The sequence below is a fragment of the Cyanobium sp. ULC082 genome (assembly GCF_977927535.1).
The window spans coordinates 121,179-143,079 of sequence record NZ_OZ376398.1 but is presented as its reverse complement, the minus strand read 5'-3'; the positions used below and the strand labels follow the sequence as shown (position 1 = coordinate 143,079).

General features: G+C 67.7%; 24 protein-coding genes, 3 tRNA genes and 2 pseudogenes. 16 read left to right on the top strand and 13 right to left on the bottom strand.

Annotated elements, in window-relative coordinates; genetic code table 11:
- Nucleotides 1-27 precede the first annotated feature (27 nt).
- Nucleotides 28-1,524 carry a RecQ family ATP-dependent DNA helicase gene (locus ACXMDY_RS10135; protein WP_259702178.1) on the top strand — a complete coding sequence of 499 codons (1,497 nt, stop codon included), beginning with the start codon at nt 28-30 and terminating at the stop codon, nt 1,522-1,524.
- Between the two features lie 12 nt (nt 1,525-1,536).
- Here the strand turns inward: ACXMDY_RS10135 and ACXMDY_RS10130 are convergent, their stop codons facing one another.
- The 4 genes from ACXMDY_RS10130 to ACXMDY_RS10115 all read right to left on the bottom strand — a co-directional run bounded on the left by ACXMDY_RS10130 (nt 1,537) and on the right by ACXMDY_RS10115 (nt 4,467).
- Nucleotides 1,537-2,529: a LysM peptidoglycan-binding domain-containing protein gene (locus ACXMDY_RS10130; protein ID WP_259701960.1), complete on the bottom strand. Its 993-nt coding sequence runs from the start codon at nt 2,527-2,529 to the stop codon at nt 1,537-1,539.
- 68 nt (nt 2,530-2,597) lie between these two features.
- Entirely contained in the window at nt 2,598-3,986 is a 1,389-nt protein-coding gene (locus tag ACXMDY_RS10125; protein WP_259701961.1) for an aldehyde dehydrogenase family protein, read from the bottom strand.
- A 317-nt stretch (nt 3,987-4,303) separates the two neighbouring features.
- Nucleotides 4,304-4,375, bottom strand: a tRNA-Thr gene (locus ACXMDY_RS10120).
- A 10-nt stretch (nt 4,376-4,385) separates the two neighbouring features.
- Nucleotides 4,386-4,467: transfer RNA gene (locus ACXMDY_RS10115), tRNA-Tyr, on the bottom strand.
- Between the two features lie 37 nt (nt 4,468-4,504).
- On the opposite strand from ACXMDY_RS10115, the gene aroQ reads away from it, so the two are divergent.
- The gene (aroQ, locus tag ACXMDY_RS10110) at nt 4,505-4,945 is read left to right on the top strand and encodes a type II 3-dehydroquinate dehydratase (protein ID WP_259701962.1); all 441 of its coding nucleotides are present in this window, start codon (nt 4,505-4,507) and stop codon (nt 4,943-4,945) included.
- Nucleotides 4,942-5,532, top strand: a complete 591-nt coding sequence (miaE, locus tag ACXMDY_RS10105) for a tRNA-(ms[2]io[6]A)-hydroxylase (RefSeq protein WP_259701963.1) — start codon at nt 4,942-4,944, stop codon at nt 5,530-5,532. Before aroQ ends, miaE begins: the two co-directional genes overlap by 4 nt.
- A 17-nt stretch (nt 5,533-5,549) precedes the next feature.
- Here miaE and ACXMDY_RS10100 read toward each other — a convergent pair whose 3' ends face one another.
- Nucleotides 5,550-6,089 carry a 1,2-dihydroxy-3-keto-5-methylthiopentene dioxygenase gene (locus tag ACXMDY_RS10100; RefSeq protein WP_259701964.1) on the bottom strand — a complete coding sequence of 180 codons (540 nt, stop codon included), beginning with the start codon at nt 6,087-6,089 and terminating at the stop codon, nt 5,550-5,552.
- 114 nt (nt 6,090-6,203) lie between these two features.
- On the opposite strand from ACXMDY_RS10100, the gene ACXMDY_RS10095 reads away from it, so the two are divergent.
- Entirely contained in the window at nt 6,204-6,926 is a 723-nt protein-coding gene (locus tag ACXMDY_RS10095; RefSeq protein ID WP_259702179.1) for a precorrin-2 C(20)-methyltransferase, read from the top strand.
- Between the two features lie 42 nt (nt 6,927-6,968).
- Entirely contained in the window at nt 6,969-7,745 is a 777-nt protein-coding gene (locus ACXMDY_RS10090; protein WP_259701965.1) for a DUF4079 domain-containing protein, read from the top strand.
- Here the strand turns inward: ACXMDY_RS10090 and dusB are convergent.
- A complete protein-coding gene (dusB, locus tag ACXMDY_RS10085; RefSeq protein ID WP_259701966.1) occupies nt 7,667-8,662 on the bottom strand; it encodes a tRNA dihydrouridine synthase DusB in 996 nt (331 codons plus the stop codon). The two genes, ACXMDY_RS10090 and dusB, sit on opposite strands and share 79 nt — an antisense overlap.
- A gap of 23 nt (nt 8,663-8,685) precedes the next feature.
- Here dusB and ACXMDY_RS10080 point away from each other — a divergent pair.
- The 7 genes and pseudogenes from ACXMDY_RS10080 to proC all read left to right on the top strand — a co-directional run.
- Nucleotides 8,686-9,078: pseudogene (locus tag ACXMDY_RS10080) on the top strand (DUF1823 family protein); the annotation flags it as partial.
- Between the two features lie 56 nt (nt 9,079-9,134).
- Nucleotides 9,135-10,490 (top strand): annotated as a pseudogene (gene der, locus ACXMDY_RS10075) (ribosome biogenesis GTPase Der); the annotation flags it as partial.
- 126 nt (nt 10,491-10,616) lie between these two features.
- Complete coding sequence (locus ACXMDY_RS10070; RefSeq protein WP_259701968.1) at nt 10,617-11,549, top strand: CbiQ family ECF transporter T component; 933 nt, start codon at nt 10,617-10,619, stop codon at nt 11,547-11,549.
- 22 nt (nt 11,550-11,571) lie between these two features.
- The gene (locus tag ACXMDY_RS10065) at nt 11,572-11,850 is read left to right on the top strand and encodes a PipX family protein (RefSeq protein ID WP_259701969.1); all 279 of its coding nucleotides are present in this window, start codon (nt 11,572-11,574) and stop codon (nt 11,848-11,850) included.
- Complete coding sequence (locus tag ACXMDY_RS10060; protein ID WP_259702180.1) at nt 11,847-12,512, top strand: YggS family pyridoxal phosphate-dependent enzyme; 666 nt, start codon at nt 11,847-11,849, stop codon at nt 12,510-12,512. The genes ACXMDY_RS10065 and ACXMDY_RS10060 overlap by 4 nt, the downstream gene beginning before the upstream one ends.
- 135 nt (nt 12,513-12,647) lie before the next feature.
- The gene (locus ACXMDY_RS10055) at nt 12,648-13,235 is read left to right on the top strand and encodes a cell division protein SepF (protein ID WP_259702181.1); all 588 of its coding nucleotides are present in this window, start codon (nt 12,648-12,650) and stop codon (nt 13,233-13,235) included.
- A 47-nt stretch (nt 13,236-13,282) separates the two neighbouring features.
- Entirely contained in the window at nt 13,283-14,053 is a 771-nt protein-coding gene (proC, locus tag ACXMDY_RS10050) for a pyrroline-5-carboxylate reductase (RefSeq protein ID WP_399244077.1), read from the top strand.
- Nucleotides 14,054-14,138: 85 nt separating this feature from the next.
- Here proC and plsY read toward each other — a convergent pair whose 3' ends face one another.
- The 5 genes from plsY to ACXMDY_RS10025 are packed head-to-tail and all read right to left on the bottom strand — an operon-like array spanning nt 14,139 to nt 18,282.
- Nucleotides 14,139-14,777, bottom strand: a complete 639-nt coding sequence (gene plsY / locus ACXMDY_RS10045; protein WP_259701971.1) for a glycerol-3-phosphate 1-O-acyltransferase PlsY — start codon at nt 14,775-14,777, stop codon at nt 14,139-14,141.
- Entirely contained in the window at nt 14,774-15,676 is a 903-nt protein-coding gene (locus tag ACXMDY_RS10040; RefSeq protein ID WP_457767601.1) for a DUF3086 domain-containing protein, read from the bottom strand. Before ACXMDY_RS10040 ends, plsY begins: the two co-directional genes overlap by 4 nt.
- Nucleotides 15,673-16,041 carry a DUF3119 family protein gene (locus tag ACXMDY_RS10035; RefSeq protein WP_457767600.1) on the bottom strand — a complete coding sequence of 123 codons (369 nt, stop codon included), beginning with the start codon at nt 16,039-16,041 and terminating at the stop codon, nt 15,673-15,675. Before ACXMDY_RS10035 ends, ACXMDY_RS10040 begins: the two co-directional genes overlap by 4 nt.
- A gap of 58 nt (nt 16,042-16,099) precedes the next feature.
- Nucleotides 16,100-16,849: an MlaE family ABC transporter permease gene (locus tag ACXMDY_RS10030; protein ID WP_259701974.1), complete on the bottom strand. Its 750-nt coding sequence runs from the start codon at nt 16,847-16,849 to the stop codon at nt 16,100-16,102.
- The gene (locus ACXMDY_RS10025; RefSeq protein WP_311133743.1) at nt 16,846-18,282 is read right to left on the bottom strand and encodes an MFS transporter; all 1,437 of its coding nucleotides are present in this window, start codon (nt 18,280-18,282) and stop codon (nt 16,846-16,848) included. The genes ACXMDY_RS10030 and ACXMDY_RS10025 overlap by 4 nt, the downstream gene beginning before the upstream one ends.
- Nucleotides 18,283-18,379: 97 nt before the next feature.
- Between ACXMDY_RS10025 and ACXMDY_RS10020 the strand changes: the two genes are divergently transcribed.
- The 4 genes from ACXMDY_RS10020 (at nt 18,380) to ACXMDY_RS10005 (ending at nt 20,156) form a co-directional block, all read left to right on the top strand.
- Nucleotides 18,380-18,450, top strand: a tRNA-Gly gene (locus tag ACXMDY_RS10020).
- Nucleotides 18,451-19,046: 596 nt separating this feature from the next.
- Nucleotides 19,047-19,301 carry a type II toxin-antitoxin system Phd/YefM family antitoxin gene (locus ACXMDY_RS10015; protein ID WP_259701975.1) on the top strand — a complete coding sequence of 85 codons (255 nt, stop codon included), beginning with the start codon at nt 19,047-19,049 and terminating at the stop codon, nt 19,299-19,301.
- Entirely contained in the window at nt 19,291-19,572 is a 282-nt protein-coding gene (locus ACXMDY_RS10010; RefSeq protein WP_255005692.1) for a type II toxin-antitoxin system RelE family toxin, read from the top strand. Before ACXMDY_RS10015 ends, ACXMDY_RS10010 begins: the two co-directional genes overlap by 11 nt.
- Before the next feature lie 71 nt (nt 19,573-19,643).
- Nucleotides 19,644-20,156, top strand: coding sequence for a TOTE conflict system archaeo-eukaryotic primase domain-containing protein (locus ACXMDY_RS10005; RefSeq protein WP_259701976.1), 513 nt, complete (start codon nt 19,644-19,646; stop codon nt 20,154-20,156).
- 134 nt (nt 20,157-20,290) lie between these two features.
- Here the strand turns inward: ACXMDY_RS10005 and ACXMDY_RS10000 are convergent, their stop codons facing one another.
- Both ACXMDY_RS10000 and ACXMDY_RS09995 read right to left on the bottom strand, forming a co-directional pair.
- Nucleotides 20,291-20,443 carry a hypothetical protein gene (locus tag ACXMDY_RS10000; protein ID WP_259701977.1) on the bottom strand — a complete coding sequence of 51 codons (153 nt, stop codon included), beginning with the start codon at nt 20,441-20,443 and terminating at the stop codon, nt 20,291-20,293.
- A gap of 225 nt (nt 20,444-20,668) precedes the next feature.
- A complete protein-coding gene (locus ACXMDY_RS09995) occupies nt 20,669-21,841 on the bottom strand; it encodes a Fic family protein (RefSeq protein WP_259701978.1) in 1,173 nt (390 codons plus the stop codon).
- Between the last annotated feature and the right edge of the window lie 60 nt (nt 21,842-21,901).

Genomic DNA, 21,901 nt, shown 5'->3' with positions numbered 1-21,901 from the left:
TCGCTGGACTCCAGGGCTGTGGCGCATTTGAGGCCGGAACCGCTCGAGGTTGCCCTGCAGGCCCATTTCGGCTGGTCTGGCTTCCGGCCCGGACAGCGGCCGGTGGTGGAGGCGTTGCTGGCCGGTCAGGACTGCCTGGCGGTGCTGCCCACCGGCGGGGGGAAATCCCTCTGCTATCAGTTGCCGGCGATGGTTCGCGATGGCCTGGTGCTGGTGGTCTCGCCCCTGGTGGCCCTGATGCAGGATCAGGTGAGCCAGTTGCAGCGCCGTGGCATCCCGGCGGCCTGTCTGCACGGCGGTCTCGACAGCCAATCCAGGTACCAGCTGTCGCGACGCCTGGGCGAGAACCGGCTGCGGCTCCTTTACCTGGCCCCGGAGCGGCTCAAGGCCGAGGCCACCCGCCAGCTGCTTGATGACGTGCTCGAGCAGGGACGTCTGGTGGCCCTGGCGGTGGATGAAGCCCACTGCATCAGTGCCTGGGGCCATGACTTCCGGCCGGACTACCGCCGACTCGGTGAACTGCGCAGCCAATGCCCGGGCGTTCCGCTGGTGGCGCTCAGTGCCACGGCCGCCCCGCGGGTCCGTGCCGACATCATTCGCCTGCTGCGCCTGCGGCGTCCGTTGATTCAGGTGCGCTCCGCGCAGCGTCGCAACCTCTCCTATGTGATGCGACGGCGTCCGCAGGAACCCCTGCCCCTGGTACTGGAAACGGTGCGCTCGGCCCGTGGAGCGGTGCTGATCTATGCGCGAACCCGCCGCTCCGTGGAGGGCTGGGCGGCTCGGCTCACGAGCGCGGGCGTGGCGGCGATCGCTTATCACGCCGGCATGGACCCGGAAAGCCGCCTGCTGGCCCTGGAGCACTTCCAGCAGCACCCCAGGCCGGTGCTTGTCGCCACGGTGGCATTCGGCATGGGGGTGGATCGCGCCGATGTGGGGCTTGTGCTTCACCTCGACCTGCCGGCCAGTGCGGAGGGCTACCTGCAGGAATCAGGCCGGGCCGGGCGGGATGGCTTGCCGGCCCACTGTCTGGTGCTGTTCGATCCAGCCGATCGCACCGCGCTGGGCTGGGCGATGCGCGCTTCGGTGCGGCAGTTGCCCGCCGCGGTGCAGGAGCAGGAACGCCATCGACTGGAGCAGGCCCAGCAGCAACTCCGCCGCATGGAGGCGGTTGCCGAAGGCACGGTCTGCCGGGAGCAGGCCCTTCTCCTCAGTGTCGGGGAGCTGGTGGCGCCCTGTCGCCGCTGCGACATCTGCACCGGCCTCAGCCAACCCGTCGACTGGTCGGAGCGGGCCTCCGTGGTGCTGGCGGTTCTGGAGGAACGCAGCGGCCTGGAGGTGAGGCGGTTGGCCGATGAACTGTCGGAGCAGGGCGCCGGCGAGGGGGATCGCTGGGGTTGGCTGGCTCGACGGCTCGTGCAGGAGGAACTGATCAGCGAAAGCGATGACGGCAGCCAGCGGCTCTGGCTGCGCTCGGCTGGACGGCGCTACCTGCGGCAGCCCTGGCCGTTGCGCTGGGCGGCGTGAAGCTCGCTCAGCTCATGTGGTCTGGGCCTTGGCCTGGCAGGCATCGACGATCAGCCGCTCCTCAAAGTCGCTCTGGGGCTGATCCCAGCTCTTCCAGGTGCCGGTTTCACCGGTGGTGTTCAGTTTCCGGGCCGTGCAGTTCACCGCCAGGAAGATCTCCTGGCCGCCACCGTTGAGGGCAGGGGCCACCTGGCTGCCGCCCAGGGGTTGCCAGTTGGCGAAATCAATCTGAAGGGGACCGTAGGTGCGCCAGTCGGGAGCGCCGCCCTGGGCGGGCCTGGCGGCGGTCTGGTTTGCCGGCCTGGCAGCTGGCCTGGGCGCCGTTGTGGTTGCAGCCTGAGGGGCTGGTTTGGCAACTGGTTTGGCTGCAGCTGGTTTGGCTGCTACTGGTTTGGCTGCAGCTGGTTTGGTGGCGGCACTGGTGCGCAGGGCCAGGCGTGTGCCCGCTTCCACGTGGCTCGGAGTGGTGATCGCGTTGATGCTCACCAGCCGGCTCATCGGGATGCCATACCGATCGGCGATGCCGGAGAGGGTTTCCCCCGGCTGGACCACATGGTCGCGGGCGTTCCGGTTCAGGGCCGCAGGCCTGGCCGGGGTGGCCGGCGCGGCGCCGCCGGATCCGCCCGGCACGATCAGGCGGCTGCCTGCTTCGATCCGATCGGCCTGCTGAATGCCGTTGAGGTCCATCAGCCGCTTGAGGGAGATGCCACGGCTATCGGCGATTTCCGAGAGCGTTTCGCCCGGTTTGACGGTGTAGTTCCCCCGGCCTGTGAGGGCCTCGGCTGAAGGCTGGGAACCGGGCAGTCGCAGTCTGGAGCCTGATTCCACCAGATCAGCGTTCTTGATGCCATTGAGCTGCATCAGCCGGGAGGTGGAGATGCCATGGCGCTCGGCGATCTCGGAGAGGGTTTCGCCGGGTTTCACCACGTACTGCTCGGCGGAGTGGCCTGGAAGTGGTAAGGGCAGGAGCAGGGCCAGGGCCAGGGCTGCGAGGGGACGGCGCATGAATGCTGCTGGACGGAGTATCTGAACCATAAGGAGAACAGCCAGATGCGCCAGTCCCCCGGAGCGGCTCAACCCAACAGCCTTTTGACCAGTCCGAGCCGATCGCCGTAGGGCGGATAGCGAAAGGGAAGATCGAGCCAGAACGGACGTCGAAAAACGCTGCGCTGGTGTGAGAAGGTGTCGAAGCCGGCTTTGCCGTGGTAGGTGCCCATGCCGCTTCCACCGACGCCGCCGAAGGGGAGCTCCGGCACGCCCACCTGCATCACCACATCGTTGAAGCAGACCCCGCCGGAACTGGTGCCGGCCAGGATCGCCTGCTGGGCGGCCCGGCTGCGGCTGAACAGGTAGAGGGCCAGGGGCTTGGGGCCGAGGTTGATCCGACGCATCGCCTCCTGCAACGATCCGACGCTGAGCACAGGCAGCAGGGGGCCGAACAGCTCATCGTTCATCAGGGGGTCGTCCGGCTCCTCCACCGCCAGCAGGGTCGGGGCGATGCGCAGGGAGGTGGAATCGCTCTGACCACCGGCGATCACCTGGCCCCGCCGGCGTGCTCCCTCCAGCAGGGCCGAGAGGCGATCAAACTGGGCACGGTTGATGATCCTGGCCAGATCGGCAGACCGGAGAGGATCGGGGCCATAGGCCCGCAGGAATTCCGCCTGGAGAGCCGCGACCAGGGCGGGCCGCACCGCTTCCTCCACCAGCAGATGGTCGGGGGCGATGCAGGTCTGGCCGGCATTGAGCCCTTTCCCCCAGGCGATCCGCCTTGCCGTCACGGCCAGGTCGGCATCGGCCAGCACCACAGCCGGGCTCTTGCCGCCCAGCTCCAGGGTGACCGGGGTGAGGTGGCGGGCGGCCGCCTCCATCACCAGGCGCCCCACCCGGCCGCCGCCGGTGAAGAAAATGTGGTCGAACGGTTGCTCCAGCAGCACCCGGGCGGTGTCGCCGTCGCCTTCGACCACGGCCACCACGGCGGGATCGAGATGACGTTCAACCAGTTCGGCGATCAGGGCGGACGTGCGCGGCGCCTGCTCGGAGGGCTTGAGCACGGCGGTGTTGCCGGCTGCCAGGGCGCTCACCAGCGGCTGGAGAGTGAGCGAGAACGGATAGTTCCAGGGGCCGATGATCAGCACGCAGCCGAGGGGTTCGGCGATCAGCTGGGCCTGGCCTGGCCGTTGGGACAGCGGCACGACGACCGGACGGGGCGCCATCCAGCTTTTCAGCTGGCGCTGGGCCAGCCTGAGTTCCTGCCGGACGGCCACCACCTCGAAGTAGGCCTCCACCGGCGGCTTGCCGAGATCGGCCGCCAGGGCATCGAGGATGGCGGGTTCGTTTTCGCTCAGCAGGTTGTCGATCCGCTCGAGCTGCTGAAGGCGCCAGGCCAGGGGGGCACTCCTGCCGCTGCGGACGGACTCGCGCAGGTTCTCGATGCCCGGCAGCGGAATGGTGACGACAGTCATCGGCGGCTGGATCCCTCCTGGAGAATCAAGTCTGGCGCAACCATCAGGCCCACTGTCAGCGGCAGGCTTGCTGGATCAAAGCGATCCAGGCAGCACCGAGGGTTTGCTGTTCACCGCTTCGAATGGCCGACCTTCGGGGACGTGCTCGGGGTGAAGTGCTGAGAGAAACGATCAGCTAGGCAATCAGGCAGCAACCCTGTTGAGAAGAATCATGTTGCGAGCCAAGTAACCGATCCAGGCAGAACAACAAAAACCCGGACGACATAACGTTGCTCCAGAATCAGGCCGATCCAATCAAGAACAACTCTGGACGAGAAAGCCCTTGACGAGACTTGAACTCGTGACCTCTCCCTTACCAAGGGAGTGCTCTACCGCTGAGCTACAAGGGCATGTGGAAGGTGGGCCGGGTTGGATTTGAACCAACGTAGGCGAAGCCAGCGGATTTACAGTCCGCCCCCATTAACCACTCGGGCACCGACCCGCACCACACCTCGACAACTTACCAGCCAACCTCCCCCATGCATTTGCTCGTGCTGCACGGCCCCAACCTGAATCTTCTGGGTCTCCGCGAGCCCGGCCTCTATGGCACCACCAGCCTGGATCAGATCAACGCGGGCCTCCAGCTGCGGGCAACTGAGCTGGGCGCGAGCCTCAGTTGCTTTCAGAGCAACCATGAGGGTGCCCTGGTCGACCGGATCCAGCTGGCCGCCGGGGACAGCAACGGGATCCTCATCAATGCCGGCGCTTTCACCCACACCTCGATCGCCCTGCGCGACGCCCTGCTGGCGGTGGCCCTGCCCTTCGTGGAGCTGCACCTCAGCAATACCCACGCCCGCGAGTCCTTCCGCCACGGCTCCACCCTGGCCGACAAGGCGGTGGGTGTGATCTGCGGCTTCGGCCCCACCAGCTACCGGCTTGCCCTTGAGGGGCTGGTGGCGCATCTGCGGGAGGGAGCATGACCTCGGCCCGGGTGCGCTGGCTGGCCGCGCCCAGCAGTGAGGCCTGGCTGGAGCAGGCCCTGGCCCACCCCCTGGAGGTGCTGATCGACCATGCCCATTGCGAACGCAAGGCGGCCGGCGTGGCCTTGCAGCTGATGTTCCGCTACCCCTCCGATCCCGATCTCGCCTCGGTGCTCAGCCCCCTGGCCCGGGAGGAACTCGAGCATTTCGAGCAGCTTCTCGCCCTGTTGCAGCGCCGCGGCATCCAGCTGCGGCCCCTGGCCGCGCCCCCCTATGGCGCCGGCCTGGCCAAGTTGATTCGCCGCCAGGAGCCTGGCCGCCAGCTCGACAGCTTTCTGGTGGCCGGGCTGATCGAAGCCCGCAGCCACGAGCGCCTCGCCCTGCTGGCCGGCCGTTGGTCCGACCCTGAGCTGGCGGGCCTCTACGCCGGGCTGCTGGTGAGCGAGGCCCGCCATTTCGGCCTCTACTGGGTGCTCTGCGAGCGCCGCTGGCCGCGGGCTGAGCTGATCGCGCGACTGGAGGAGCTCGCCGCCGCGGAGGCGGAGCTGCTTGCTGTTCTGCACCCCCAGCCCCGATTGCACAGCTGAGCCCGCCCACCGGGGAGTCAGGGGAGCAGGGGGAAGCGCGCGGCGATCGGATCCTCGGTGAAGCGGGCCACCCAACCTTCGGGATTGTCGAAGAAGCGGATGGCGGTGAACCGTGGGGCGCTGCCCATGTCGAACCAGTGGCGGGTCCCGGCCGGCACGCGGATCAGGTCGTTGCGTTCACACAGCACCTGCAGCACCTCCGTGCCGAGATGCAGGCAGAACAGCCCGCTGCCCTCCACGAAGAAGCGCACCTCGTCTTCGGCATGGGTGTGCTCGGCCAGAAACGTCTGGCGCAGCTCCTGCCTGGCGGGGTGATCGGGGCGTAGCCGGATCGCATCCACCGTGGGGTAGGGACCCTGGCTCTGCACCCGGGCCACCTCATCGGCGTAGGCGGCCAGCACCGTGGCGGGATCGGCGTCAGCCGCCAGGGTGGCCCGGGCTGCCCAGCGCTCGAAGCCGATGCCCCGGCTGCCCAGCTCGGCGGCGATCTGCTCCCCGTCGGTGCTCTCCAGCTGCGGCGTGGCGGTCGCGGCGGTGTAGATCGTCAGGCGGCTCAAGGTGGCGGGGGCGGCGGAATGATCAGGCAGCCTAGAAATCTGCGTGGAATCCCGTTGAGCGAAACCTTCGAGCTGATCGGTGCCACCCCGCCCGGTCCGCCCGGCCTGAGCCTGGTGGGGGTGGGTCCGGGTGATCCGGAGCTGCTCACCGTGGCGGCGGTGCGCGTGATCCAGGCAGCGGATGTGGTGGCGTATCCGGTGGCGCGGCCGGGGGGGGAGGGCATGGCCGCCGCGATCGCGGCCCCCTGGCTGAGAGCCGATCAGGGGAGGTTGCCCCTGGTGTTCCCGATGGTGCTGGAGGAAGAGCCGCGGCGGGCGGCCTGGCATGAGGCGGCCGATCGCCTGGCGCAGGAGGTGGCGGCCGGCCGCCGGACGGTGCTGCTCTGCGAAGGGGATGTGTCCCTGTTCGCCAGTGCGTCCTATGGCCTGCTGGCGGTGGCCGAGCGCCATCCCGAATGCCCGGTGCGACTGATTCCCGGCATCACTTCGGTGGCGGCGGCGGCGGCAGCGGCTCGCTGGCCCCTGGCCCTGCAGCAGCAGGGGCTGCTGCTGCGCACGACCCCGGACCAGCCCGAAGCGCTCGAAGCGCTGCTGGATCAGTTGCTGCAGGAGCCGGAGCGGCAGAGGGCCAACCTGGCCCTGCTCAAGCTGGGCCGTCGCTGGAACTGGGTGCGACCGTTGCTGGAGCGACGCCGGTTGCTGGGCCAGGCACTGCTGGCCCAGCGGGTCGGCTGGCCCGACCAGCTGCTCGCCCCGGCCCTGCAGGTGCCGGCCGCCGAGCAGCCCTATTTCTCCTTGCTGCTGCTTCGGCTCGGCGAGCCCTCACTGCTTCCCTGAACGGGGGTCCGGTGCTTATCTCACAGCGTCGCCCTGCCTCCTATGACCCCGATCGACTGGTTCTCCCTGCTCCATCCGGTGCTGGTGATTCTGTTCGTCTATCCCGTTGTCGGGGCCACGATCCGGCTGGGCATCCTGGCCAGGGAACGGCGCCTGAAGATTCATCCCCTCCCGCCGACCGTGGGGGTGGAGCACGCCGACCACGGCCGCTGGCTCAGCGCTGGTGTGGTGGTGGCGGTGCTGATCGCCCTGACCTACTCCTTCCTCAGCAAGGCCGTCGCTCCTGAGCCCCCCTTCTCGGGTGGTGCCTCAAGACTGGCGCTGCTGATGCTGGTGGCCGCCGGCACCTTCGTGAGCCTGCTGGCGCTCTGGTGGGTGAAGCGGGCCGGCCTGCGGGCCAGCTTTGCCCTGCTCACCTGGGCCGGCCTGCTGGGGCTCGGCAGTCAGCCGGAGATCTGGCGGCTCAGTGACAACCCCTTCAGCGCCGCTTTCTGGAGCTCCCACTACTGGAGCGGGGTGCTGCTCACCGGTTTGATGCTGTTCTCGATGGCGGCGAAGCCGGAGATCTTCCGGTCACTGCGCATGAAACGGCTCCATGTGAGCGCCAATGTGCTGGTGGCCGTGCTGCTGGCGGTCCAGGCGATCACCGGCAGCCGTGATCTGCTGGAGATTCCGCTGAGCTGGCAGAAGCCGACGATCTACGGCTGCAACTTCGAAACGCGCACCTGCCCCCCTCCGGCTCAGGCCCTGCTGAGCCCCGCTTCCGCCTCCCTGAGCAGGGCCAGTGCGGCGGAAGCGGTGGCCGCCCCCATCAGCTGACGACGCAGCTGGGCCGCTCCGGCGAAGTCCTGGCAGGTCCAGCCCAGATGCTTGCGGGCAATCAGCAGACCCTTTTCGCCCCGGGCGCTCACCAGCTCCCTGAGCTGCTCGGCCGCCAGGGCCAGTCGCTCGCCGGTCGACGGCTCCGGCGGCACCGCCCGCCCGCGCAGGGCCGCATCGATGCGGCCCACCAGCCAGGGATGGCCCAGGCTGCCGCGGCCCACCATCACGCCATCGGCGCCGGTGATCGCCAGGCAGGCGAGCGCCGTTTCCGGACTGGTCACATCGCCGTTGGCGATGACGGGGATGGCCAGGGCCCGCTTCACCGCGGCGATCGCCCGCCAGTCGGCCAGGCCGGAGAATCCCTGCTCCCGGGTCCGGCCATGCAGGGTGAGGGACTGGGCGCCGGCGTTCTGCAGCGCCAGGGCGAAGCCCAGCGGATCAGCGCTGCCGCCACACCAGCCCAGCCGTGTCTTGACGGTGACGGGAATCCGCACCGCGCCGCTCACCGCCTCGACGATCCGCATGGCCAGATCCGGGTTGCGCAGCAGGCCACTGCCGCCGCCCTTGCGGGCGATCTTGCGAACCGGGCAGCCCATGTTGATGTCGATCAGGAAGGCGCCGGCCGCTTCGGCCCGCCGCGCCGCCTCGGCCATCGCCGCAGGCCGGTGATCGAAGAGCTGCACGGCGATCGGTCCGGTTTCGCCGGCCAGATCCTCGAACTTCTCGCCGCCGTGACCGTGCTCGAGGCTGGTGGCATGAACCATCTCGGTGAACAGCAGGGCGTCCGGGGCCCAGCGGCGCACCAGGGAGCGGAAAATCCGGTCGCTCACGCCGGCCAGGGGGGACTGGAGCACGCGGCAGTCGAGCTGTCGAGGAACGCCGCGCCCCAGCCAGTGCAGGGGAGAGGTCAGCATGGAGATCCCAGCTTGCTGCCGCGATGGCCCCCTCTGTCGTCCCGCTCAGCCGCGACCTGCTGGATCGGATCCTTGCCGACCGGATCAGTGATCGGCTTGTCTGCGAACTGGTCTGGCAACGGCTCGGCTACCAGCCGGCGGTGCCTGGCCTGGAGGGCGGGGTCTGGACGGCCGGAAGTGAAACCCCTCCGGACTGGGCCGCCGCCTATCCCGAAGCCCCCGAGCTGATCGGCGAGCGCCCGGCCAGCGTCAGGCTCACCCGCTCGATCCCGGCTGTCCACAAGCAGTTGCTCAAGGAGCAACTCGGTTTCGGCGGCTACCGGATCGATGAACTCAGGCCCCGCCTGACCCGCCGCGCCACTGCCGTGAGCTGGCTGCTGGCCTGGCTGGCTCAGCGTGGGGATCCGCTGCCCGAGTAGCACATCCCTCTGTAGGGTCAAAGCAGAACAATGTTTGGTTGAAATAAGTTTGTTTGGCGTTACCCGTCGTCGCCATTATCGGCCGCCCCAATGTGGGCAAGTCCACCCTGGTGAACAGGCTGTGCAAGAGCCGCGAAGCGATCGTGCACGATCAGCCCGGCGTCACCCGCGACCGCACCTACCAGGAAGGGTTCTGGGGTGATCGCACCTTCCTGGTGGTGGACACTGGCGGGCTTGTCTTTGATGACGACAGTGAATTCCTGCCTGAAATCCGGCAGCAGACCAACCTGGCCATGGCCGAGGCGTCCGTGGCGGTGGTGATCGTCGATGGCCAGCAGGGGGTCACGGCGGCCGATGAGGCGATCGCCGAGTGGCTGCGCAGCCATGCCTGCCCGGTGCTGCTCGCGGTGAACAAGTGCGAGTCGCCGGATCAGGGCCTGGCGATGGCCGCCGATTTCTGGGGGCTTGGCCTGGGTGAACCCCATCCGATCTCGGCGATCCACGGTGCCGGCACCGGCGATCTGCTTGATCAGGTGATCGGCTTCCTGCCCAAGGCGGAGGATGTTGACACGGAAGAGCCGATCCAGCTGGCGATCATCGGCCGCCCGAATGTGGGCAAATCCAGCCTGCTCAATGCGATCTGCGGCGAGCCGCGGGCCATCGTCAGCCCGATCCGCGGTACCACCCGCGACACGATCGACACGACGATCGAGCGGGAAGGCAAAACCTGGAAGCTGCTCGACACCGCCGGCATCCGCCGCCGTCGCAGCGTCAGCTACGGCCCGGAGTATTTCGGCATCACCCGCAGCTTCAAGGCGGTGGAGCGCAGTGATGTCTGCGTGCTGGTGATCGACGCCCTCGACGGGGTGACCGAACAGGATCAGCGGGTGGCCGGACGCATCGAGGAGGAGGGTCGGGCCTGCGTGGTGGTGGTCAACAAGTGGGACGCGATCGAAAAGGACAGCCACACCATGCCGGCGATGGAGAAGGAGTTGCGCGCCAAGCTCTACTTCCTCGACTGGGCGCCGATGCTGTTCACCTCAGCGCTCACCGGCCAGCGGGTGGAGAGCATCTTTGCCCTGGCTTTCCTGGCCGTGGAGCAGCATCGCCGCCGGGTGAGCACCTCGGTGGTGAACGAAGTGCTGCAGGAGGCCCTGAGCTGGCGCTCGCCGCCCACCAGCCGCGGCGGCCGCCAGGGCCGTCTGTACTACGGCACCCAGGTGGCGACCCGTCCGCCCAGCTTCACCCTGTTCGTCAATGACCCCAAACTGTTCGGTGACACCTACCGCCGCTATGTCGAGCGCCAGATCCGCCAGGGCCTCGGCTTCGATGGCTCACCGATCAAGCTGTTCTGGCGTGGCAAACAGGAGCGCGATGCCGACAAGGAACTGGCCCGCCAGCAGGCCCGCTCCAAAGCCCACAGCGGGATGCATGGCGGCGAACACAGCGAAGACCCCAGTGAGGAGCATGCCGAGACGCGCCCTGAGCGACCCGCCGCAACGAGCTGACCCCTCCGATCGGAAGGCGGCGCCCTGATGGACTGGCTCAGGCAACTCCCGATCGGCCAGTTCGTCGATGGGGATTCCAGCTGGCTGCGCCGCCTCGACCCCCGGCTCAAGCTCGGTTGGACCGTCGCCTTCCTGGTGACGCCGATCCTGGCCGGCCCCCACTGGCGCCTTGCTCTTGTGGCGCTCCTGATCCTGATCACCGCCTGCAGCGGTTTGCCCTGGCGGCTGTGGCGGCTCAGCCTCCCCGCCCTGCTGGCCCTGAGCCTGCTGGTGGGATTGCTCTCGGCCCTTGTGCCGGCTGGAGCGGTTCCGGCGGCCAGCCTCAGCCGTTCCCCCGCCGAGCTGATCCTGGCCCCCACCCCGCCGGCTCAGCCCCCGCCGGAGCGATCCGGAGAAGCCTGGGAAGTGCTGCGCTGGGGGCCTGTCCGGCTCGGGCCCCTGCCGATCGGTCCCCTGGTGGTGAACCGGCGTTCAGCGGAGCTGGGGCTGAACAGCGCCAGCCTGCTGTTCACCCTGATTCACAGCGCCAACCTGCTGCTGGTCTGCACACCGCCGGAGGAGCTGGTCTGGGCCCTGAGCTGGGCGATCACGCCGCTCAAGGCGCTTGGCCTGCCGGTCGAGCGGCTCGGCTTCACCCTGTTGCTGGCCCTTCGCTTCCTGCCGCTGGTCCAGGAGGAGTTCCAGAACCTGCTGCGATCGATCGCCACCCGCGCCGTGAACCTGCGCAGGCTTGGCTGGAAGGCCAGCCTCGGCCTGGGTCTGGCGGTGGCGGAGCGGCTGCTCGCCAATCTGCTGCTGCGGGCCGAGCAGGGTGCCGACGCCCTGATGGCCCGTGGCGGCCGCTGGTCGTCCCCTCGCCAGCTGCGCCTGGCGTTGCGGGTGGCGAGAAAGCTCAACTGGGTGGCCGGCCTGGCACTGATCGGCTTGCTTGGACTGCGCTGGCAGTACGGTGCGCTGTGATTGGTAGCTGACAGAACCATCTGTGACCGCAGAGGCGAGTACCGAGCGATACCTCAACCACCCCACCTTCGGACTGCTTTACCAGGTGGCGCCGGCCGGAGAGGGGCGTGATCTGTTCGCCACGCTGTATGCGCAGCGCATGTTCTTTCTGGTCACGATGCAGTCCAGGAACGCCCACTTCGAGGTGATTCCGCTGATGGATGCCCGTCATTACGCCGAGCAGAACCTGGCGCGGGCCCGCCGCGATGGCAGCTCCATGCTGCCCCGCTGGCGCCAGCTCTTCGACCAGACCTTCATCTGAGCGTGGCCGCTTCCGCCGATGACGGCCTCCGGCAGCGCCTGGAGTCGCTGTGGGCTGAGCTGCCCGAGGGCAGCCGGCTGCTGGCGGTGAGCAAGGGTCAGCCGGCGGATCGGATCAGGCGGGCCGTGGCGCTGGGCCAATGGAGCTTCGGCGAGAGCCGCCTCCAGGAGGCGGTGGCGAAGCAGGCCGAGCTGGGTGATCTCGAACCCCTGGACTGGCACTTCATCGGCAGGCTGCAGGCCAACAAGGTGCGGGGTGTGCTGCGTCATTTCGGAACCATTCACTCCCTCGACAGCCTGGAACTGGTCGAGCGGGTGCAACGGATCGCCAGGGAGGAAGGCCTCAGTCCGGCGGTGTTCCTGCAGGTGAAGCTGCGCCCCGATCCTGGCAAGACCGGTTTCGAGCCGGCCGAGCTGGAGCGATTGCGGCCGGTGTTCAGCAGCCTCGCTCCCCTGCGGCTGGAAGGGTTGATGGCGATCGCGCCCCTTGATCTGCCGCCGGGCGAACGCCCGGTGCTGTTCCGCGAGTGTGCCGCCCTCGCCGGTCGCCTCGGTCTGAAGGAGCTCTCGATGGGTATGAGCGGGGATTGGCGGGAAGCGGCGGCGGCGGGAAGCACCTGGGTCCGGATCGGCTCGGCCCTGTTCGGAGCCCGGGCGCTCTGACTCCGCCTGGCCGGCCGGTTGGGCGGGAGAGTGTGTCGAAACGGTGTGTCGGAACAGGATTTTCAGCGACCGGGCCGGTTGCCAGCGCTGACGTGGGACGCTATTCAGGACAAGCTCAACACGAAGGAATTCAAGGTGTCGTTGTTCTCCCGCCTGCGTGCCGTCGTCTCCGGTGACGATTACCTGGAGAGCGACTACGAGGACGAGCTGGATTACGACGCCGGTGAGGCCACCCGGCCGCCGGGCAGCAGCCGTGGCACCGCCGCCGGCCAGCTGGACAGTGGCAGCGGCCTGGCCCTCTCCTCCGATTTCCTGAGCCAGGATCCGTTCGGCGGCAGCAAGGTGGTCGGAATGCCGGGTCTTTCCTCTTCGGCGGCGGAAGTCACCCTGATGGAGCCCCGCAGTTTCGATGAGATGCCCCGGGCCATCCAGGCTCTGCGTGATCGCAAGACGGTGATCATCAACCTCACGATGATGGAGCCGGATCAGGCCCAGCGGGCCGTGGATTTCGTGGCCGGTGGCACCTACGCCATCGATGGTCACCAGGAACGCGTCGGCGAGAGCATTTTCCTGTTCGCCCCCAGCTGCGTCACGGTCACCACCGCCTCCGGCGAGGAGCCTTCCTCCCCCACGATCGTGCCTTCGCGCGATCTGGGCGCTGACACGGAGGCCGCTCCCAGCCCGGCCTGGGGCCGCACCGACATCAGTTCCGGCCACGGCTGATCGGCTTGGCCTCTCCGCTTCGTCTGGGCGTGATCGGCCTGGGCCGCATGGCCCGGGCCCTGCTGATCCCTCTGATCGAAGAGGGGGTGATCCAGCCGGAAGGGGTGCGCGCCGTGGTGGCCAGCGACGCTTCAGCCCAGCGGCTCCATGCGGAGTTGGGGGTGGCTGTCTCCACCGATGCGGCCCCGGCCTGGGAGCAGCCCGTCATCCTGCTCGCCATCAAGCCCCAGCAGCTGCAGCAGGTGGTCGACCTGGCGCCGCCATTTGATCCGGCCCGGCCACCGCTGCTGGTGTCGCTGCTGGCCGGGGTCAGCCTGAAACGCCTGCAGCAGTGCTTTCCCCATGGCCGGCTGGTCCGGGCCGTGCCGAACACCCCTTGCCTGGTGCGAGCCGGGATCACCGGCCTGGCCTGGGGCGCCACGGTGGAGCAGGAGCAGCGTGATCAGGTCTGCCGCTGGTTCAGGGTGCTCGGCCAGGTGTTCGAGCTGCCGGAAGGCCAGCTGGATGCTTTCCTTGCCCTCGCCTCCTCCGGGCCGGCGATGGCGGCTCTGCTGATCGAAGCGTTGGCCGATGGAGGAGTGGCGGCGGGATTGTCCAGAGCGCTGGCCCAGGAGCTGGCGCTGGCGATGCTGGCCGGATCGGTGGATCTGCTGCAGCAGCGGGATCTCCACCCAGCCCAGCTCAAGGACATGGTGGCAAGCCCGGCGGGCACCACGATCGCCGCCCTGCGCCGGCTGGAGCAAGGCGGCGTGCGCTCGGCCCTGATCGAGGCGGTGCTGGCCGCCGCCGAGCGCAGCAGGGCCCTGGCGAACGGCTGATCCGGGTTCACACTGATCCGGTTCCAGGCTGATCCGATTTCAGATAGATCCGTTTCATATTGATCCGTCTTCAGACTGATTTGCTTCAGCTCTCCGTTCGGGGCGCCCCCAGCCTTGGCTCCGTGCCGGCAACCAGACGGCTCAGATTGGCGCGATGCCGCCAGACCACCAGCAGCGTGGTGAGGATGGCCAGGGTCAGGTAGGCCGGCCGCAGTCCGGTTCCGGCCGCGGCGAAATCGGCCAGCATCAGCAGCGGCAGGCTGAGGGCGGCAACCACGCTCGACAACGACACGATCCGGCTCAGTGCCAGCGTGGCCAGAAACAGGCCGAAGCAGGCCAGCCCCACCGCAGGCACCAGGCCGAGCAGCATCCCCAGGCCGGTGGCCACGGCTTTGCCGCCCTTGCCACCCAGCCAGATCGGCCAGCTGTGGCCGGCCAGGGCGGCCAGGCCGGCCCCCACCACCCACCAGTCGCCGCTGGCGCTGGCGAGCAGCGGTTGCAGCAGGATCCGCGCCAGCAGCACGGCGGCGCTGCCCTTGAGAACATCGAGCAGGAACACCACCAGAGCTGGGCCCTTGCCCACCTGGCGCAGCACGTTGGTGGCACCGGTGGAGCCGGAGCCCAGCTCCCGGAGGTCCACACCGGCCAGCCATTTGCCGGCCAGCCAGCCGAAGGGGATCGAGCCGAGCAGGTAGCCCGTCAGCAGGGCGATCACGGTGCTCAAGGCTGGTCCTCGTCGAGGGCCAGTTCCTGCAGAGAGGCGGCGAAGGCCAGCCAGAGCGGGAACTGCAGGATCGGAATATCCACCACCTCTTCGCCGCCATCGACAACGATGAACGGCAGTTCGCCCCTTTCCTCGAGCCGGTCGGCCCGCTCGATCAGGGCATCGGGCCGCTCGAACAGGACGATGCCGCTGTTCGGTCCGAAGTCCTCCCTGGCCAGCCCCAGGCAGTCCTGCAGACCCCGGCGCCATTCGCCGAGGCGCTCCGGCCGGCCGGCCAGAACCAGGGTCTGGAAGCGTTCTCCGTAGAGCTCACCGAGGATGGCGATGGCAGCGGCCACCACCAGGGCGTTGCGGTTGCGACTGCCGCAGCTCGCCTGGGCTCCCCGTCCGCCCTGGCTGAGGAACCAGTCTTCGAGCAAGGCGGCGGCAGGCGCCTCGAGGCTGCGACGCAGCTTCCAGGGGTCGGCGTAGAAGTCGGGCTGGCCCAGGAAGCCCTGCAGCTGGCTGCGGATCAGGGTTTCGTCCTGGCTGAACTGGCCCGCCGATGCCACCACCTCCACGGCGGGTTCGGCTGCGGCCGGAGCGGCTGCGGCCTGATCGAGGGGGGAGGGCTGCACCAGCAGAGGCGGCACCACCAGCTCGATCTGCTCCGCCTGGCTGGCCAGGTCCTGCAGGGCCACCACGAGGTAGTCCTGGAAGCCCTTCAGCCGCCGGGCGATCGCGTCCGACTGGCCGGCGAAGCTGCTGGTGAGTTCCTTCTGGAGCTCATCGCGGCGGCTTTCCAGGCCGCGAATCTCCGCTTCGAGCGTCTGGCGCTGCTGAAGCAGCTCCTGCAGAGCCAGCTCCTGCCAGGCGGTCGGTGCTGGTTCGGGGTGGGGGGGGGGGGAGGCGTCGGTCATCTCGGGGCGCTGAGGTGCAGGTCGAGCTGCTGGCGCAGGGCGGTGGCATCAAACAACACCGGCAGCAGATGAATGCTGCGCTGTTCACGGAAATAGAACAGCACCGGCAGGGGCCACCAGAACAGGGTCCAGCCCAGCCACTCCTGGTAAGGGAAGCGGCGCAGCAGGCTGCTGCCCCGCCAGACCAGCAGGTCCTCCTCGCCGAACTGAAGCCGCAGCAGGGCGGTCTGCAGCAGCAGGAAGAGGCCGAGCACACCAACACCGCCGGCCAGCCAGACGCTGCCGCCCCATCGGGGCAGCAGCAGGCTGGCGCCGGCCAGCAGCAGCACCCCGAGGGGCACCCAGGCACGGGGGGCGAGGATCACCCCGGTGGTTTCAGCCGGGGATGGCTCATGGCTGGTCCAATGCTGGGGGTTGGGCCGCTCACTCGCCGAAGAGCAGTTTGGTGAGCAGCACGTCCATCAGGCTCACCGTGACCAGGATCATCACCACGGCACCGGTGGTGCTGGTGCCCACCTCCTTGGGACCGCCCCTCGTGGTGAGGCCCCAGCCGCAGGAGATCACGGCGATCTGCAGGCCGAACACCACCGCCTTGATCAGCATCGAGGGCAGGTCGCTCGGCTCCAGCCAGATACGGACGGAGTTCCAGAAGACGGTGGGTGGAATCGAGAACAGCAGGGTGCTGCTCACCTGCCCCGACCAGACCCCGACCGCAAAGAACACCATGCACTGCACCGGTGCCATCACCACCAGGGCCAGCACGCGGGGCACCACCAGATACTCGACCGGATCGGTGCGCAGCATCGTGATCGCGTCGATCTGCTCGGTCACCTTCATGGTGCCCAGCTGGGCGGCGTAGGCCGTGGCCACCTTGCCTGTGAGCAGGGTGGCCGAGAGCAGGGGGGCGATTTCCCGTGCCAGGCCTACCGAAAGGATTCCCCCAACGGCGACACCGGCGCCCTGCTTGGTCAGTTCCGCCGCCACCTGGATGTTGAACACCGTGCCGGCGGCCAAGGCGGTGATCGCCACGATCAGAAACGTGCCCGGCCCCGCTTCCAGCATCTGCTCCGAGAGGTCGTTGAGGTTGACGCGGCCCCGGGCGATGGCCGTGATCGTCTGGCCGCCGATCAGACAGCTGGCGCCGAGACGGTTGAGCCAGCGCGGTGGTTTCATCGTGTTGCCTGCTGGAGATGGAGCCCTCTTTCCGGCCAGCGGCGCATCACCAGCAGGCCCAGCACCACCAGGGTGGCCGGGATCAGGCCCATGCACAGACGGATCGCGATCAGGGCGGCGCCGGGCTGGAGGATGCCGTTGGCGGCCACGTAGCCGCTCAGGCTCATCAGGTTGCCGAAGGAAAACAGGGCCAGGCTGATGCAGATCTTCTGGGTGAAGACCATCCAGGCGCTGTAGAGCCCGGCAGGTTTTTCGGGGTCGGCGTCGATGGCGTCCGGCAGCAGGGCCCAGGGAATCAGGTAGGCGGTGGAAGCCCCCACACCCACCAGCATGATCACGAAGACAAGCGCCGCCAGCCGTAGGCCGTTGGCGACCGAACCCAGCGGCGAGAGGCCGGCATCGAGGGGGATCAGCACCATGGCGAGCAGGCAGCCGCCGATCCAGAGCGCCGTTCCCCGATGCAGCGCCTTGATGCGGCCCTGATGGTGGGAAAAACGGTTCCAGATCTGCAGCCCCACCAGCGTGCTGATCTGAAACGGCAGGAGGATCCAGTTGCTCCAGTTCACCGGCAGCCGCATCACCACCGGGAGGTAGATCAGCGCCGCGGTCTGCATGATCTGCAGGGCGCACCAGAGCATCAGGTAGAGGCCGAGCACTTTGAGAAAGCGGCTGTTGCGGCCCACGCGCCGCAACAGCCGCCGGGTGGATCCGCGCTGGCTGCTGGGCTTCTGGCAGTGACGGGCCGCCGGCGCGATGCCCCAGGCGCAGAGCAGGGTGAACACCGCGATGATGCTGCCGGAGAGCACGCCCACCTTCAGGAAGCTGGTGGGATCGGCGTGGTTGGTGAGCAGCAGGCCGCCGAGCACGATCCCCACCAGACCGGCGATGATCGAGCCGGTGAAACGGGCCGTGTTCAGCTGGGTGCGCAGGCTGGTGTCCGTGGTGAGTTCAGCCGCCAGGGCCGCATAGGGCAGGTTGACGCAGGTGTAAAGGCTGTTGGCCACCACCGAGATGGCCACGAAGAAGGTGAACTTCACCCAGAGGCTCCCGGGCGGGAGCCACCACATCATCGCCATGGCGATGCCGAGCGGGATGGCGCTCCAGAGGATCCAGGGAAGCCGCGGACCCCAGGGGCTGCGGGTCTTGTCGCTGAGCCAGCCCACCAGCGGATCGTTGATCGCATCCCAGAGGCGGGCCAGCATCAGCACGAGCCCTGCCATCCAGGCGGGCAGGCCGGCCGCTGCGGTGTAGAAGATGAACAGGTAGAAGCCGATCAGCGACGCCGCCATGCCGGTGCCGGCATCGCCGAGGCCATAGGCCACCAGCAGGCGCCGTCTGGCGGGCGCCGAAGCATCGATGGCATCGTTCACGCCCGGCTGCCGGTCGAGGGGAGCGAGGGGCGAGGGGGCGTCCGGTTCAGGAGCGATTCTCAACGGGCCGGTGCCGCACGCAGGCCATAATGCTTCAGCCGGATGGACCGTGGAACGCACCCGTGCCACCAGGGCCGTCGGCTGGTACATGTGTATCAGCGCGGGTGTAGTTTAGTGGTAAAACCTCAGCCTTCCAAGCTGATGATGCGGGTTCGATTCCCGCCACCCGCTTCTTTTCGCGTTTGGGATTTTCGGCCCTCAACAAGTGCTGCAACTGGCTTTCGGCTTGCCTGCGGCCGCCGGTGGATGATTTTCGGTGCAAGGCTATGAGGCGAAGCATCTCCCCAGACATCTCACCTGCCGGCGGCTCGTGATTGGGAAGTTGCGATCAGTGCCGTGGAGTCTCACGCAATGCCTCAAGCGCTGTCTCAAGTGGGGTGCCGGAGGGGCTGGACCGTTCTGAATCCCCGTGATCACGTGCGTACGAAAAGGTCGCCGCCCGTGGCAAGACCCGGCCACGGGTGTTGCGGGCCCTGCCCCGACGAACCCTCCCCTCTGGAAGGAGCTGCGCCGTGAGCAAGAGGCCTGGGGCGGGAAGCTCGTTCCCTGCTCCTGCCGGCCTGACTAGGCCCACCGGCCCCCCGTGAACGGCGATCTGCCTCCAAAAAAAGGTGGTGGACGCCTTTGCCAAGGTGGAGCCGGCGGCTTCTGGCTTCCTGAGTAACCCATCAGGATTTCAAGGCCAACTGCTCTAGTCAGTAGGCGAGACCTTTTCCAAGACCTTTTCAGCGACCTAAGATTGGTGCTTGAGTTGGTTTGGGCTGTTCATGGCGCATCGCGTGCTGACCGAGACCACCGTGAGCATCTCGGAACTCAAGAAGAACCCCATGGCCACCGTGGCTGCCGGGGAAGGCATGCCTGTGGCCGTGCTCAATCGCAACGAGCCGGCCTTCTACTGCGTGCCTGCCAAGGCCTATGAGGAATTGATGGATCTGGTGGACGACCTGGAACTGGGTCGCATCGCCGATGCCCGACTGGCGGACGGCCAGGAGCCGGTGCGGGTCCGCCTCGATGCCCTTTGAGCTGGCTTTTCACCCCGAGGCTCTGCGGGAGTGGCACAAGTTGACAGCGGGCATCCGGGAACAGTTCAAGAAGAAGCTGGCAGAACGGCTGATCGAGCCCAGGATGCCGGCCAGCAAGCTGCGGGGATCAACCGATCGCTACAAGATCAAGCTGCGGGCTGCTGGATTTCGCCTGGTCTACGAGGTGCGGGATCAAGAGTTGCTGGTGCTTGTCGTGGCGGTGGGCAAGCGGGAGCGCAATGCTGCCTACAGAAAGGCTGACCAGCGCTGAGGCCCTCCTGGAAACCCGCGACGGCATCGGTCCGGCCCCCTGCCATTGGTCCCGTTTCAGCGCAGGAGAAAGTGACGATCTTTCGTCGTCTGTTCCACGGTCGTGACGATGTCTATGCCCTTCGCTGGCAGAGCAGCAGAAGCGGACGATCGGGCTACGCACCGGCCTGCGCCAATGAGTGGCAGCCTGGCATCTGCGAAAAGCCGCCGGTGGCCTGCCGCGACTGCGGCCACCGGCGGCTGCGGCCCCTCACGGACGTGGCGATCTATGGCCATCTGGCCGGTGAACACAGGCTCGGCCTTTACCCGCTGCTGGAGGACGACACCTGCTATGTGCTGGCGGTTGACTTCGATGAACAGGACTGGCGTGACGACGCTCGCGCCGTGCTGCGTTCCTGCCGGGAACTGGCCGTGCCGGCGGCCTTGGAGATCTCCCGTTCCAGGGGAGGGGGGGCATGGGTGGGTGTTCTTCGAGGAGGCGATTTCGGCGCGGGAGGCTCGCCTGCTGGTGGATGCGCTGCAGCAGTGCCTACGGGTGCGGCAGATCCTGGGTGTGCGGTTGATGCTTCTCGACGTTGCCGCTGAGAGAGGGAAAGCGGACCACGCCCGCCTTCAGCGCTTCTACGCCTCGATGGGGTTCTGGCCTTTGCCTGGACGGCCGGAGCGTTTGTTCATCTCCCTCGGTGTCCTTTCGCCTCTGCAGTCAGGCGGATGAGGCATCAGAAGCGCAGATGCCTGCGGCTCCAGTCCGTGATGGTGGCCTCAACCTTCTTGATCTGCCACTGCAGCGGCCCTCGGCCTCGTGTGCAGCCCCAGCGGCGGTAGTGCTTGCCGGGGGTTGCAGCACCCCCCGCAGGCGCAGCTGGCGGCATGGGGGCGATCAGCCGAACTCTCAGTGAGAACGGAGCTGCGCCTCTCGAACTGGGCAATGCTTTGCTGCACCATGGCAATCAGATCTGCAGCACCCAGCTTTGGAGCTGCCGCCCCCACCGGCGGTCCTGCGGCATCGGGGCGGAAGACAGTGGCTGTGCTGACGGCTGGAAGGCCATGCCGCCGCCGTTCTCGCCTTCCTGCGCCTGCTTTTGGGCCTTGATGGCTCAGAGCGGTTCAGTGCCCTCGCTGAGGATGGCCAGATAGGCGTCGTAGGCGAACAGGCGATTGCGCCGCCCACCGGTGATCTCGCGGGCGATCCCGAGCTCGACCAGGGTCTCGATGGCTTTGCTGATGGTGGGAAAGCTCAGGCCGCTCATCGCTCTGATCTGGCCGATGCTGGTGAGTGGGCGCTGGCGCAGGGCTTGGAAGATCCGGCGCACGCTCGGACCAGAGCGCCCCAGACCCGTGAGCCGGGCCTCGTCGCTGCTGAAAAGCGCCAGCAGACGGTGTGCGGTGGCGACCGCTGAACTCGCGGTGGTCACGATTCCCTCCAGGAAGAAATCGATCCAGGCCTCCCAGTCGCCCTGGCGGCGAACCTCTTCCAGCAGCTCGTAGTAGCGGCTGCGGTGCTGCTTGAAAAACAAGCTGAGGTAGAGCAAGGGCTGCTGCAGAACGCCGGCATCGATCAGCACCAGCACGATCAGAAGCCTGCCCAGGCGACCATTGCCGTCGAGGAAAGGGTGGATCGTCTCGAACTGCACGTGGGCCAGGGCGGCACGCACCAGCACCGGCAGCTCGTGCTCGTTTTGGGCGGTTCCATGGATGAAGCGCTCCAGCTGCGCCATGCAGTCCTCCACCAGGCCCGGCGGCGGCGGCACGAAGCTTGCATTGCCGGGCCGGGTGCCGCCGATCCAGTTCTGGCTGCGGCGAAAGTCACCAGGAAGCCGATCGGCTCCGCGGCCCCGGGCCAGCAGCTTGGCGTGGATCTCCCGCAGCAGGCGGGAGGACAGAGGGAATCCTTCCCGCAGCCGCGCCAGACCATGCTCCAGGCCGGCCACGTAGCTGGAAACCTCCACCACGTCATCAAAGGGAACACCGGGCGCCTCTTCCAGCTCAAAGAGCAGCAGATCGGAGAGGGACGACTGGGTGCCCTCGATCTGGCAGGAGAGCAGTGCCTCGCGCCGCACGTAGGTGTAGACGAACAGCTCTGGATCCGGCAGCAGCGCCGAGACTCCGTCCAGACGTCCGCAAGCCAACAGGGCTCTCTCGTGCAGGGCCTGAAGCGGCCCTTCAAGAGTGATCGGTGGATGAGGAGGAAGCGACGCCGGCACGAAGGCCCGCACGGATTCTCCTGTGGTGGTGCTGATTTCGTAGCGACCTGTGGACTCGCGCCGCATGGGAACGCCCCTCGACGAACCTTGAACACAACCGAAGCTTATTAAAGGAAAGCAGGCTTG